The sequence below is a fragment of the Pseudomonas sp. AK-TSAG1-1 genome, assembly GCF_056821665.1.
Window position 1 is genome coordinate 5,483,324 of the sequence record NZ_CM165965.1, and the last position, 13,743, is coordinate 5,497,066.

A 13,743-nucleotide genomic window follows, 5' to 3' on the forward strand; every position below is an offset into this window, starting at 1 on the left:
CATGGCCGCAGGTTAGCGTAGGGTGGGGAAAATCGCACCTTGTGTTTCGCCTGCGCCGACGCCTTCGCGAGCAAGCCCGCCCTCACAAGGTCGGCGCCAACCCTGTGGGAGCGAGCCTGCTCGCGAATGGCGCGACTCGGTTCAGCGGGTGATCGCGTGTTTACGCAGCTTTCTATAGAGGGTGTTGCGACTGACGCCGAGCTGCTGCGCGGTCTGAGTCATGTGCCAGTGTGTCTGCTGCAGCGCGTTGAGCAACGCCAGACGTTCGGCATCCTCCAGCGGATGCTCGGATTCAGGGGTTTTCAGCTCCAGTGGCGGCCGCACCTGGCGAATCATTGCCGGCAAATCCCCCAGCCTGATCCGTCCGTCATCGCACAACGCCGCCAGCGTACGCAGGACATTGCGCAACTGGCGCACGTTGCCCGGCCAGTTGAAGGCCAGCAACGCCTGGCGTGCCGGTTCATCGATCACGATCACCTCCCCACCCGCCTCCTCGGCCAGCAGGAAATCCAGCAATTGCGACTTGTCGCTGCGCTCGCGCAACGCCGGTAGTGCAACTTCGAGACCGTTGAGCCGGTAATACAGATCTTCGCGGAAGCTGCCGTCCTCGACCCGTTCCAGCAGATTGCGGTGCGTGGCGCTGATGATCCGCACGTTGACCGCTTCTGGCTCGCCACCGATCGGCACCACCTGGCGGTCCTCCAGCACCCGCAACAAACGGGTCTGCAGCGCCAGCGGCATGTCACCGATTTCATCGAGAAACAGCGTGCCGCCATCGGCCTGCTGCAACTTGCCGCGCATGCCGTCCTTGCGCGCACCGGTGAAACTGCCGCCGCGATAACCGAACAATTCGCTCTCGATCAGGCTCTCGGGAATCGCCGCGCAGTTAAGGGCGACGAAGGCTTTGTTGGCGCGCTGGCTGGCGTGATGCACAGCCTTGGCGAAGGCCTCCTTGCCGGAGCCGGTTTCGCCATTGACCAACAGCGGCACGTCGCGCTCGAACACGCGCAGCGCCTTGCGAAAATCGGCTTGCAACGCCGCGTCGCCGAGACAAATGCCCGCCAGTGGCTGAGCCTTGGCCAACACCGGAACCGGCGTGATCGGCTGCGGTTTGCGCGATTCGCCGCGCAGCAAGGCAAACAGATGCCGGCCATCACGGGTGCGCAGCGGCCAACTGGCGCTGGCATTGGCGCTGGCACGACCGAGCAGTTCGTCCAGCGAGCAATCGAAAAACGCTTCCACCGGTTTGCCGAGCAAGCCACCACGAATATGCCCCAGCAGATTCAGCGCACTCTGGTTGACCGCACTGATCCGCCCGTCGCCATCAAATGCCAGCAACCCTTCGCTGAACAACCCGACGGACTCGGCCTGCAAGTGAAAACGCAGCAGCCACTGGTTATCGAAGCAACGCAGGAAATAACAGCTCTCGATCATCTTCGCCGACAGGTTGACCAGCGCCATGGTGTGGAACTGGCTCTGGCGCGAGACATCGTGGCGCGCCGAGGACACATCGAGCACCGCGAGCAATTCGCCGTGCGGGTCGAACACCGGGCTCGCCGAGCAGGTCAGCCCGGTGTGACGGCCGCGAAAGTGTTCGTCCTGATGAATGGTCAGCGCCTGGCGCTCGACCAGACAGGTGCCGATGCCGTTGGTACCTTCGCAGGCTTCGCTCCAGTCGGCGCCAAGCCAGAGCCCGGCACGTTCGAAAATCTTGCGTTCGGCCGGCGCGGTGACGCAGTTGAGGATCACCCCGCGCGCGTCGGTCAGCAACACCGCATGGCCGGCGCCGGACAGTTGTTGATGCAGGCTGCTCATTTCATTGCCGGCAATCTGCAACACTTGTTGCAGGCGCTCGCGGCTTTCGAGCACGCGCCCGTGTTCAAGCACGGTGGGCGCCATGGTCAGGGCCGGGTCGAGGTGATAGTCCTCAAGACAGCGCAGCCACGAACGCGCAATCGACGGGTCGGCACCGGGCCCGTGCAGGTGCGGTTTGCCCTGAGTAACGGTGAGAACCTGTTGGGCATGGCGACTCAAATGGTTGTCGTGCATTTCTTATTATTCTCCCCGAGGCTCGATGGCCCAATGCTGAGGTGACGCCCAGCATCCTCCAGCCGCCCCGGCATTGCAATGCTGGCGAGACCACTCGGTCACAGGCTGTGCCAGAAGCGGTACAAACTGTCACCCAACCTGTACCGAAACCGTCACGCCGCGAATCCGCCTGTCCGACAAAAACCACGCAAGGCCTTGATCTGCCTGCCCTGTACGGCAGTGGCCCGACCTTTGCTCTACGCTTATAGCAAGCGCACTTGCGCGTTTCTCTAATAAGTACAAAGCCAAGGAGAACATCATCATGCGTTACGCTCACCCCGGTACTGAAGGCGCCAAAGTCTCGTTCAAGAGCAAGTACGGTAACTACATCGGCGGCGAGTTCGTCGCGCCTGTCAAAGGTCAATACTTCACCAATACCTCGCCAGTGAATGGCCAGCCGATTGCCGAATTCCCCCGTTCCACTGCCGAAGACATCGACAAGGCACTGGACGCCGCCCACGCCGCTGCTGACGCGTGGGGCGCGACCTCGGTGCAGGCGCGCTCGTTGATCCTGCTGAAAATCGCCGACCGCATCGAACAGAACCTCGAATTGCTGGCAATCACCGAAACCTGGGACAACGGCAAAGCCATCCGCGAAACCCTCAACGCCGACATCCCGCTGGCTGCCGACCATTTCCGCTACTTCGCTGGCTGCCTGCGTGCCCAGGAAGGCAGCGCTGCCGAAATCGACGGCAACACCGTGGCCTATCACATCCATGAACCGCTGGGCGTGGTCGGCCAGATCATCCCGTGGAACTTCCCGCTGCTGATGGCCGCATGGAAACTCGCCCCGGCGCTGGCTGCCGGCAACTGCGTGGTGCTCAAACCTGCCGAGCAAACCCCGCTGGGCATCTGCGTGCTGATGGAGCTGATCGGTGATCTGCTGCCACCGGGCGTGCTCAACGTGGTGCAAGGCTTTGGCAAAGAAGCCGGCGAAGCGCTGGCCACCAGCAAACGCATCGCCAAGATCGCTTTCACCGGCTCGACCCCGGTCGGCTCGCACATCATGAAATGCGCCGCCGAGAACATCATTCCATCGACCGTGGAGCTGGGCGGCAAATCGCCGAACATCTTCTTTGAAGACATCATGCAGGCCGAACCGACCTTCATCGAGAAGGCCGCCGAAGGGCTGGTGCTGGCGTTCTTCAACCAGGGCGAAGTGTGCACCTGCCCGTCCCGCGCACTGGTGCAGGAATCGATCTACGACGAATTCATGCAGGTGGTGATGAAGAAAGTCCTGCAGATCAAACGCGGCGACCCGCTGGACACCGACACCATGGTCGGCGCGCAGGCGTCCGAGCAGCAATTCGACAAGATCCTGTCGTACCTGGAAATTGCCAAGGGCGAAGGCGCCGAGCTGCTGACCGGCGGCAAGGTGGAAAAACTCGAGGGCAATCTGGCGACCGGGTATTACATCCAGCCGACCCTGCTCAAGGGCACCAACAAGATGCGCGTGTTCCAGGAAGAAATCTTTGGCCCGGTGGTGAGCATCACCACCTTCAAGGACGAAGCCGAAGCCCTGGCGATTGCCAACGATACCGAGTTCGGCCTTGGCGCCGGCCTGTGGACCCGGGACATCAACCGCGCCTACCGCATGGGCCGTGCGATCAAGGCCGGTCGCGTGTGGACCAACTGCTACCACCTGTACCCGGCGCATGCCGCGTTCGGCGGGTACAAGAAGTCCGGCGTCGGCCGTGAAACCCACAAGATGATGCTCGATCACTATCAGCAGACCAAAAACCTGCTGGTGAGCTACGACATCAATCCGTTGGGCTTCTTCTAAAAACCTGGGCAACACAGATGACTCTGTGTTGCCTGTTCAATCGCCTTCGCGAGCAAGCCCGCTCCCCCAGGGGACTTGCTTCGGGCCACATTGTTGGACATCCAATGTGGGAGCGGGCTTGCTCGCGAAGGCGTCCTCAATGACACATCACACAAGGCCTGGCCGCTCTGGCACGGCCCTTGCGTACCCGTCATTCAGGTTTTTGCCGAAAACTGCCGCTGCGTGAACAGCATCCCTCCACCCAACCGCTGCACCCGAAAGTCCAACAGATCGAACAATAAAAAACAGAGAGGACTTATGACTTCCACCACACAGCTCAAACCCACACTCGGCACCCTGCACCTCTGGGGCATTGCCGTCGGCCTGGTGATTTCCGGCGAGTACTTCGGCTGGAGTTACGGCTGGGGCACTGCGGGCACCCTCGGGTTTCTGGTCACGGCGCTGATGGTCGCGACCATGTACACCTGCTTCATCTTCAGCTTCACCGAACTGACCACCGCGATTCCCCACGCGGGTGGGCCGTTTGCCTACAGCCGTCGGGCCTTCGGCGAGAAAGGCGGGTTGATCGCCGGCATTGCCACCCTGATCGAATTCGTTTTTGCACCACCGGCGATCGCCATGGCGATCGGCGCCTACCTCAACGTGCAGTACCCGGAGCTTGATCCGAAGGTCGCGGCGGTCGGCGCGTACTTCGTGTTCATGACCCTGAACATCCTCGGCGTCAGCATCGCCGCGACCTTCGAACTGGTGGTCACCGTGCTGGCGGTCGCTGAATTGCTGGTGTTCATGGGCGTGGTCGCACCGGGCTTCAGCTTCAGCAACTTCGTGCTCAACGGCTGGTCGGGCTCCAACGAGTTCACCATGGGCTCGATCCCCGGGATCTTCGCGGCGATCCCGTTCGCGATCTGGTTCTTCCTTGCCATCGAAGGCGCCGCCATGGCGGCCGAAGAAGCCAAGGACCCGAAACGCACGATCCCCAAGGCGTACGTCAGCGGCATCCTGACCCTGGTGTTCCTCGCCATCGGCGTGATGGTGATGGCCGGTGGCGTCGGCGACTGGCGCCAACTGTCGAACATCAACGATCCACTGCCGCAGGCGATGAAAGCGGTGGTCGGCAACAACTCCTCGTGGATGCACATGCTGGTGTGGATCGGCCTGTTTGGCCTGGTGGCGAGTTTCCACGGGATCATCCTCGGCTACTCGCGACAGTTCTTCGCCCTCGCCCGCGCCGGTTATCTGCCGAAAAGCCTGGCCAAGCTGTCACGTTTCCAGACCCCGCACCGGGCGATTCTGGCCGGCGGCGTGATCGGCATCGCGGCGATCTACAGCGATGGCCTGGTCAATCTGCAGGGCATGACCCTGACCGCTGCGATGATCACTATGTCGGTGTTCGGCGCGATCGTGATGTACATCATCAGCATGCTAAGCCTGTTCAAACTTCGCAAAACCGAACCGAACCTGGAGCGCACCTTCCGCGCCCCGGGCTACCCGGTGGTGCCGGCGATTGCGCTGTTCCTGGCGGTGGTGTGCCTGGTGGCGATGGCGTGGTTCAACACGCTGATCGGTTGTGTGTTCCTTGGCTTCATGGCCGCTGGCTACCTGTACTTCCAGCTGACCGCCAAGCAACGCGCCGAAGCCCCGGCAGACGCTATGCTCGAAGGTATCTAGTTGCACCGGCACCGGGCCCGACGCCCGGTGCCCGCCATATAGAAGTGCATGAAGATCCAGTGTGGGAGCGGGCTTGCTCGCGAATTGCGGTGTGTCATCCAGCAACCATGTCGTCTGACACGACGCCTTCGCGAGCAAGCCCGCTCCCACAGGGGATCGAGTTATCCACAGAATCAGGAGGACACCGCCCCATGGCCACATTTGCCCATTCCGTCGGCGCCCAGACCTATCGCTTCGACAGTCTCAAGGACGTCATGGCCAAGGCCAGCCCGGCGCGCTCCGGGGACTTCCTGGCCGGCGTCGCCGCGCTCAATGACGGCGAACGCGTGGCCGCGCAAATGGCGCTGGCCGACATTCCGCTCACGCATTTTTTGCAGGAAGCGCTGATTCCCTACGAAGCCGATGAAGTCACCCGATTGATCATCGACACCCACGACATGCAAGCCTTTGCCGTGGTCAGCCACCTCACCGTCGGTGGTTTGCGCGACTGGCTGCTCAGCGATGCAGCCGACGAAACCAGCCTGCGCAACCTCGCCCCCGGGCTGACCCCGGAAATGGCCGCCGCCGTGTCGAAGATCATGCGCGTGCAGGATCTGGTGCTGGTGGCGCAGAAGATCCGCGTGGTCACCCAATTCCGTGGCACCCTAGGCCTGCGCGGGCGCCTGTCGACCCGACTGCAACCCAACCATCCGACCGACGAACCCTCCGGTATCGCCGCGAGCATTCTCGACGGCCTGCTGTACGGCAACGGCGACGCAATGATCGGCATCAACCCGGCCACCGACAGCATCGCCTCGATCTGCGCGATGCTGGAGATGCTCGACGCGATCATCCAGCGCTACGACATCCCGACCCAGGCCTGCGTGCTGACCCACGTCACCACCTCGATCGAAGCGATCAACCGTGGTGTGCCGCTGGACCTGGTGTTTCAGTCGATTGCCGGTACCGAAGCGGCCAACGCCAGTTTCGGCATCAACCTCAACGTATTGCAGGAAGGTTATGACGCGGGACTGAGCCTCAAACGCGGCACCCTCGGGCAGAACCTGATGTATTTCGAGACCGGTCAGGGCAGCGCGCTGTCGGCCAACGCCCATCACGGTGTCGACCAGCAGACCTGCGAAACCCGGGCCTACGCCGTGGCGCGGCATTTCAAGCCGTTTCTGGTGAACACCGTGGTCGGCTTCATCGGCCCGGAATACCTGTACAACGGCAAACAGATCATCCGCGCTGGCCTCGAAGACCATTTTTGCGGCAAGTTGCTCGGCGTACCGATGGGCTGCGACATCTGCTACACCAACCACGCCGAAGCCGACCAGGATGACATGGACACCCTGCTGACCCTCTTGGGTGTCGCCGGAATCAATTTCATCATGGGTATCCCTGGCTCCGACGACATCATGCTCAACTACCAGACCACCTCGTTCCACGACGCGCTCTACGCGCGCCAGACCCTCGGCCTGAAACCGGCGCCGGAATTCGAGCAATGGCTGGCGAACATGGGCATCTTCACCCAGGCGGACGGCAAGGTTCGCTTTGGCAACAACCTGCCGCCGGCCTTCCGCCAGGCGCTGGCGCAACTGGGATGAGTGTTATGGAAAAACCGCCTGTCGACCCGCAAAACCCGTGGCTGGCGCTGCGCCGCCTGACCCCGGCGCGCATTGCCCTCGGCCGCACCGGCACCAGCCTGCCGACCAGCGCTCAGCTGGATTTCCAGTTCGCCCACGCCCAGGCGCGGGATGCGGTGCATCTGCCGTTCGATCATGCCGGGCTCAGCGCGCAACTGAGCGAACGCGGGCGCGAGAGCCTGTTGCTGCACAGCGCGGCGGTCGATCGCAACAGCTACCTGCAACGGCCGGATCTGGGACGCAAGCTCAGCGAAGACTCGGCGCAGAACCTGCGCGATTACGCTGCGGCGCATCCGGGTGGGGTAGATCTGGCGATTGTGGTCGCGGACGGTCTGTCAGCGCTGGCGGTGCATCGGCATACCTTGCCGTTTCTGACTCGCCTCGAGGAGCAGATGAGCGCCGACGGCTGGTCGATTGCCCCGGTCGTGCTGGTGGAACAGGGTCGGGTCGCCGTCGGTGACGAAATCGGCCAGTTGCTCGGCGCGAAAATGCTCGTGATGCTGATCGGTGAGCGCCCTGGACTCAGCTCGCCAGATAGCCTCGGTTTATATTTCACCTACAATCCAAAGATCGGGCTGACCGATGCGTATCGCAATTGCATCTCCAACGTGCGGCTTGAGGGCTTGAGTTACGGCATGGCGGCGCATCGCTTGCTGTACCTGATGCGCGAAGCCTGCCGACGGCAGTTGTCAGGGGTCAATCTGAAGGACGAAGCACAGGTGCAGACGCTGGAGTCGGACGCCGGCGCCGATATGAAAGGAAACTTCCTACTGGGCCCGTCGACAACCTGAACCGTTTCCGCATTGCGTTTCTGCGCTGCTTTCAGGCAGGATCGGTGCACGGCCGCCAGGGTTTCCCATCGCCGTCAGAGCAGTTGAAGACAGCCCCTTGAGGATGAGACCTATCATGCGGATTATTCAAGCGACCCTCGAACACCTGGATTTGCTGACCCCGTTGTTCGTCAAATATCGCGAGTTCTACGGCTCACTGCCTTACCCGGACTCCTCCCGCGCGTTTCTCGAAAAACGCCTGCGGCGCAAGGAATCGGTGATTTACCTGGCCCTGGCCGACGATGACGACAAGAAGCTGATGGGCTTCTGCCAGTTGTATCCAAGCTTTTCCTCGCTGTCGCTCAAACGCGTGTGGATCCTCAACGACATCTATGTCGCCGAAGACGCCCGCCGCCAACTGGTGGCCGACAACCTGATCCGCACCGCGAAGAAAATGGCCAAGGAAACCCAGGCCGTGCGCATGCGCGTCTCCACCAGTGCCGATAACGAAGTGGCGCAGAAAACCTACGAATCGATCGGTTTCAAGGAAGACACCGAGTTCAAGAACTACGTACTGCCGATCAGCGACGAGCTGTAATCGCCCAAGCCTCAGTGATGAGGGAGCAAGCTCCCTCATCACCATTAACCCTGCCTGACAAATATTCACACCCCGACATTCCTCGCTACAAAACCAACGCGTTTTTCACCTCCCAGACCGTATAATCCCGAGCTTTCCGGCTTGTAAGAAAAACTACACCCCGCTGTAGGCTTACACCCGAATCATCCGCACAGGCCTGCCGAGTCGGGCCGCCACCACAGGTGCCCCCATGGATTTCAACCCGCTCGACCTTATCCTGCATCTCGACGTGTACCTCGATTTGCTGGTAACCAACTACGGGCCGTGGATCTACGCGATTCTGTTCGCTGTAATCTTCTGTGAAACCGGTCTGGTGGTGATGCCGTTCCTGCCGGGCGATTCGCTGCTGTTCATCGCCGGTGCCGTGGCGGCGGGTGGTGGCATGGACCCGGTTCTGTTGGGTGGTTTGCTGATGCTCGCGGCCATCCTCGGCGACAGCACCAACTACGTGATCGGACGAACGGCGGGCGAAAAACTCTTCAGCAACCCGAACTCGAAAATCTTCCGCCGCGACTATCTGCAACAGACCCACGACTTCTACGACAAGCACGGCGGCAAAACCGTGACCCTCGCGCGTTTCCTGCCAATCATCCGTACATTTGCACCGTTCGTCGCAGGCGTCGCGCGGATGCCCTACCCGCGTTTCTTCGGCTTCAGCGTATTCGGCACCGTTCTGTGGGTCGGCGGCCTGGTAACCCTGGGTTACTTCTTCGGCAACGTGCCATTTATCAAGAAGAACCTGTCGCTGCTGGTCGTCGGTATCATCCTGCTGTCGCTGGTGCCGATGATCATCGGTGTGGTGCGCAGCCGTTTCGGCGGCGCCAAAGCCGAAACCCGCTGAGCCGATGTGGTCACTGAGCGCCTGGCGTCGCCGGCGCATTCTGGCCAGACACCCGATTGCCGACGACCTGTGGCAACGGGTGCGCCACCACCTGAGCTTCCTCGATGGCATCAGCGCCGCCGAGGACCAGTGGCTGCGTGAAGCCTGCGTGCTGTTTCTCGAAGACAAACACCTGACCGCCCTGCCCGGCGTCGAACTGCATCAGGAGCAACGCCTGCTGCTCGCCGCACAGGCCCAGTTGCCGCTGCTCAATCTGGGCGACTTGAACTGGTATCAGGGCTTTCACGAAATCATCCTCTACCCCGATGACTTCCTCAGCCCGCAACGCCATCGCGATGCCAGCGGGGTCGAGCACGAGTGGGACGGCGAACACAGCGGCGAAGCCTGGCAACAGGGGCCGATCATCCTCGCCTGGCCGGGCGTAATGGCCAGCGGTGGCTGGGAAGGCTACAACCTGGTGATCCACGAACTGGCGCACAAACTCGACATGCTCAACGGCGACGCCAACGGCCTGCCGCCACTGCACGCCGACATGCGCGTCAGCGACTGGGCCGAGGTCATGCAGCACGCCTACGATGACCTCAACCGCCAGCTCGACCGCCATCCCGATGCCGAAACCGCCATCGACCCATACGCCGCCGAAAACCCTGCCGAGTTCTTCGCAGTCACCAGCGAATACTTCTTCAGCGCCCCGGATCTGCTGCACGAGGCTTATCCACAGGTCTACTTGCAACTGAAGCTTTTCTACCGGCAGGATCCGTTGGGCAGGTTGCGGCAACTTCAGGCCACAGACCCGGTCTATCAGGCGCACGAGTAAGCGCTGCACGACTTCTGGTACGTGGCGTCGGCGTAGGAATGTGCCTATAATCGCCGCCACTTTTTGGTCAATCCGGCCAAGTGTTTTTGGTCAACTACGGGGGCAACGCCCAATGAGCTACAGCAAGATTCCGGCTGGCAAAGACCTGCCGAACGACATCTACGTCGCGATCGAGATCCCGGCCAACCACGCGCCGATCAAATACGAAATCGACAAAGACAGCGATTGCCTGTTCGTTGACCGTTTCATGGCCACCCCAATGTTCTACCCGGCCAACTACGGTTACATCCCGAACACCCTGGCTGACGACGGTGATCCCCTCGACGTGCTGGTTGTGACCCCTTACCCGGTTGCTCCAGGCTCGGTGATCCGCGCGCGTCCGGTCGGCATCCTGAACATGACCGACGACGGCGGCGGCGATGCCAAAGTCATCGCAGTCCCACACGACAAGCTGTCCCAGCTGTACGTCGATGTGAAGGAATACACCGACCTGCCGCCACTGCTGATCCAGCAGATCGAGCACTTCTTTGCTAACTACAAAGATCTCGAAAAAGGCAAATGGGTCAAGATCGAAGGCTGGGCTGGCGCTGACGCCGCTCGCGACGCGATCACCAAGTCGGTTGCTGCCTACAAGGGCTAAGCACTTGCTTGCTGCGTGAAGTCTGAAGAAAACCCCGGTTGATCCGGGGTTTTTTGTGCCTGAGAGAAGCTGTCTTAAACGTTGCGTTTATGGCGGACTACAGAAAAGTTTCGAAGTGAGTGATTTCCCACAAGCACGCCTTACATCCAGTCGCAAAATACAGCCCTTTTTTGAACGCCCGGTTTATTCAAACCGCTCTGGCACGGCCGTAGACTCGGTGTTTATGAGAAAGAACACTAGCGGTCCAAGATTCAAGGCACTCCTGGAAGCAGCGAACATCACCACCACGGGATTCGCAAAGTTCTGGGGCACGGAAGCCCAAAATATTCATAACTGGTACACCCGGGGCGTCCCGGCGTATCGCATGGAGGAAGTCTCACGCCTGCTGTCTGTCAACAGCGATTGGCTGAAAACCGGCGAAGGCAGCAAGGAGTCTCCCCGCCTGCAAACCCCTGCCAGCAATGGCGACACCTTCGACGCCCAGGCCATCCGCGGTGTCTACACAGTCATCGACCCCAACGACATCGAACTGCCGTTTTTCAAGGAAACGCCACTCACCACCGGCGCCGGCAAGACCCACGTCATCCTCGACCCCGAGCAAACCATCCGCCTGCCCCGTGCCCACCTCGACCAATTGGAGATCCGTCACACCGACGCTATCTGCGCGCACATGATCGGCAACAGCATGGGCGAGCGCATAGAAGACGGCTCCATCGTCGGCATCGATCGTGGCCTGACCCAGGTGGTCGACGGCGAAATCTACGCCATCGAACACGACGGCATGCTACGCATCAAGTACCTGCACCGCATGCCCGGCAACGCCCTGCGCCTGCGCAGCCACAACAGCGCCGAACACCCGGACGAAATCTTTCGCGCGGCGCAGATCGATGAGCAGCGGATACACATTCTGGGCTGGGTCTTCTGGTGGTCGACCCTGGGCAAACGTCGCCCGGTGGTGCCGTTTCTATGACCGGATACGAATCTTCGACCCTGCACCAAACCCTGTGGGAGCGGGCTTGCTCGCGAAGAGGCCCCAAAAGTCAGTACAAATTACGAATTTCGATCACCGCAGTGGCTCTATTCCGCAGTTGAGACTGGGAATCCCCAACAAAACTCAGTATCCTGCGCCCCACATTTGCGCATCGACCCGCTCCCGCGGCCCAGATGACGCCCGACGCGGCAGACCAACGTCTGACCAAGTCCCACAGCCGGACGCAGATCCGGGTGTACGTTTTGAAGGCTGGCAAGGCTTACCAAAAATAGGCCAAGCCAGTCCCCGAGAAGCCGGCCACAAGCCGGCTTTTTAATGCCTGTGAGAAAGTGAACCAGCCAGATATTCGACATATGTGCGAACCGAGACATAGCGACTTACGTTTTCACGGAAACAGCGCTTACTCTCCAAGGTGTCCTAGGCGAGCGTTAATTTATGCTCGCCCGCCGGTTAGTTAAAGAACCTTCAGCACAGGGATGCGCCTATGTCCGTTCCAACCTACGATCAGTTCATCGAGCCGATCCTTCGTTTTCTCGCTACAAAACCCGAGGGTGCGGTTGCTCGGGACGCTCACGAAGCGGCAGCTAAAACGCTGCAGTTAAGAGAAGCGCAGCGTGAAGAGCTGATCGCCAGTGGTCAGGCCACCTACAAGAACCGGGCAGGCTGGGCGCACGATCGACTCAAACGTGCCGGACTTTCGAGCAGTGCCAAACGTGGCTACGGGGCGCCGCGACTGAGTATGAAGGGAATACATGAGCTGCAGGATTATTGATCGAGCAAGTTTCGGAAACGACCTACAGCCAACCTGCTTGCTTTAGTAATACAGTGATTAGCCAATCAAAGGAGGGTTGCACATGGCTAATCACGGATACATGTCGATTACTGGAAAAAAGCAAGGTTTGATCTCGTCGGGCTGTTCTAGCCCGGACTCTATCGGAAACAAATGTCAGCTTGGCCACTTTGATGAAATCATGGTACTGGCTTACTCCCATAACATGGTTGCCGGTAGCGATGGAACGGTAACAGGCGGTCGCGGGCAGCACATGCCCATTGTTATCACAAAAAATATTGATAAATTTTCGCCACTCATTGCGCGATATTCCTGGGCGCATGTTCAGGCTGGCACCAGTGCACACAGTACGTGGAATAACGAAATATGAGTGACCAACAGTGCGATATGCACGACGTTACGAAAGCAGCCTCGGATCTGATGTCCTTAGGCTGTATGGCGAGCGGTACGTACCTGTCTGATAGCGTGGCTCAGGCGCAATTCAGCTCATTTATAGCAAACTACGTAAATGAAATAATCCAGAATGTTAACGAGGGCGTAATTACTGCATGGGATGGGGTTCAGGAGTTGAGAGCAGAATATGACGTGCTAATTACAGACGACATGGTTTTATGCAAAAAACGGGATCGGAGTGGCGGCAGGTGTTATGCAGGTTGAGGTTGGAGTGGTTATCTCGGCCTCTTCTGGCGGTCTAGCCGTGATACCTAGCGTGCTTCTAGCGGGGCATGGTGTAAACAATATATATGAAGGCATAGGGAACATACACAACGGGCTTGAGGACGAAAGTATAACAGGGCCAACTAGGGCCGCCTACCAAGCAATTTTTAGAGGTGAGCATAGAGGCAATATGGCCTACTACTCTACAGACTTTCTTTTATCCGGTTTCGGCTTGTTGCGCTCAGTGAAAAAACCCGAGACCACACAGCTATTTGTGCACGACTCAATCAACCATGAAAAAGCATACAGACAAACGAATAGCCTGGCGATGTTTTTTGAAGGGCTTATTGACTCACTAACAATTGACTCACTACATTCCGAATACTTAAAAAAGACTCAAGATAACAACCAGAACTAGCTCTATATTATATTCCGA

11 protein-coding genes and 2 pseudogenes are annotated in these 13,743 nt (G+C 59.7%); 12 read left to right on the plus strand and 1 reads right to left on the minus strand.

Annotated features, from left to right (window positions below):
- Positions 1-141 precede the first annotated feature (141 nt).
- Positions 142-2,049: a sigma-54-dependent Fis family transcriptional regulator gene (locus AC1UK9_RS24820; protein ID WP_482578681.1), complete on the minus strand. Its 1,908-nt coding sequence runs from the start codon at positions 2,047-2,049 to the stop codon at positions 142-144.
- 301 nt (positions 2,050-2,350) lie between these two features.
- Here AC1UK9_RS24820 and exaC point away from each other — a divergent pair, with 301 nt between their 5' ends.
- From exaC to AC1UK9_RS24880, 12 genes and pseudogenes are all read left to right on the plus strand, one after another.
- The gene (gene exaC, locus AC1UK9_RS24825; protein ID WP_025108675.1) at positions 2,351-3,871 is read left to right on the plus strand and encodes an acetaldehyde dehydrogenase ExaC; all 1,521 of its coding nucleotides are present in this window, start codon (positions 2,351-2,353) and stop codon (positions 3,869-3,871) included.
- Between the two features lie 297 nt (positions 3,872-4,168).
- Complete coding sequence (eat, locus tag AC1UK9_RS24830) at positions 4,169-5,539, plus strand: ethanolamine permease (protein WP_025108674.1); 1,371 nt, start codon at positions 4,169-4,171, stop codon at positions 5,537-5,539.
- A gap of 191 nt (positions 5,540-5,730) precedes the next feature.
- Complete coding sequence (locus AC1UK9_RS24835) at positions 5,731-7,125, plus strand: ethanolamine ammonia-lyase subunit EutB (protein WP_482578682.1); 1,395 nt, start codon at positions 5,731-5,733, stop codon at positions 7,123-7,125.
- A gap of 5 nt (positions 7,126-7,130) precedes the next feature.
- Positions 7,131-7,955 (plus strand): ethanolamine ammonia-lyase subunit EutC, encoded by an 825-nt coding sequence (eutC, locus tag AC1UK9_RS24840; protein WP_473013685.1) that lies wholly within the window; start codon positions 7,131-7,133, stop codon positions 7,953-7,955.
- A 115-nt stretch (positions 7,956-8,070) separates the two neighbouring features.
- Entirely contained in the window at positions 8,071-8,532 is a 462-nt protein-coding gene (locus tag AC1UK9_RS24845) for a GNAT family N-acetyltransferase (RefSeq protein WP_007958617.1), read from the plus strand.
- A gap of 229 nt (positions 8,533-8,761) precedes the next feature.
- Entirely contained in the window at positions 8,762-9,412 is a 651-nt protein-coding gene (locus tag AC1UK9_RS24850; protein WP_025108671.1) for a DedA family protein, read from the plus strand.
- A gap of 4 nt (positions 9,413-9,416) precedes the next feature.
- Positions 9,417-10,229, plus strand: a complete 813-nt coding sequence (locus AC1UK9_RS24855) for a M90 family metallopeptidase (protein WP_473013686.1) — start codon at positions 9,417-9,419, stop codon at positions 10,227-10,229.
- A gap of 112 nt (positions 10,230-10,341) precedes the next feature.
- Positions 10,342-10,869, plus strand: a complete 528-nt coding sequence (gene ppa, locus AC1UK9_RS24860; protein WP_008052339.1) for an inorganic diphosphatase — start codon at positions 10,342-10,344, stop codon at positions 10,867-10,869.
- Positions 10,870-11,092: 223 nt separating this feature from the next.
- Positions 11,093-11,839 (plus strand): S24 family peptidase, encoded by a 747-nt coding sequence (locus AC1UK9_RS24865; RefSeq protein ID WP_025108669.1) that lies wholly within the window; start codon positions 11,093-11,095, stop codon positions 11,837-11,839.
- 505 nt (positions 11,840-12,344) lie between these two features.
- A pseudogene (locus tag AC1UK9_RS24870) lies at positions 12,345-12,581 on the plus strand (winged helix-turn-helix domain-containing protein); the annotation flags it as partial.
- Between the two features lie 133 nt (positions 12,582-12,714).
- A pseudogene (gene tssD, locus AC1UK9_RS24875) lies at positions 12,715-12,954 on the plus strand (type VI secretion system tube protein TssD); the annotation flags it as partial.
- Positions 12,955-13,296: 342 nt separating this feature from the next.
- A complete protein-coding gene (locus tag AC1UK9_RS24880; protein WP_482578684.1) occupies positions 13,297-13,725 on the plus strand; it encodes a DUF4225 domain-containing protein in 429 nt (142 codons plus the stop codon).
- Positions 13,726-13,743 lie beyond the last annotated feature (18 nt).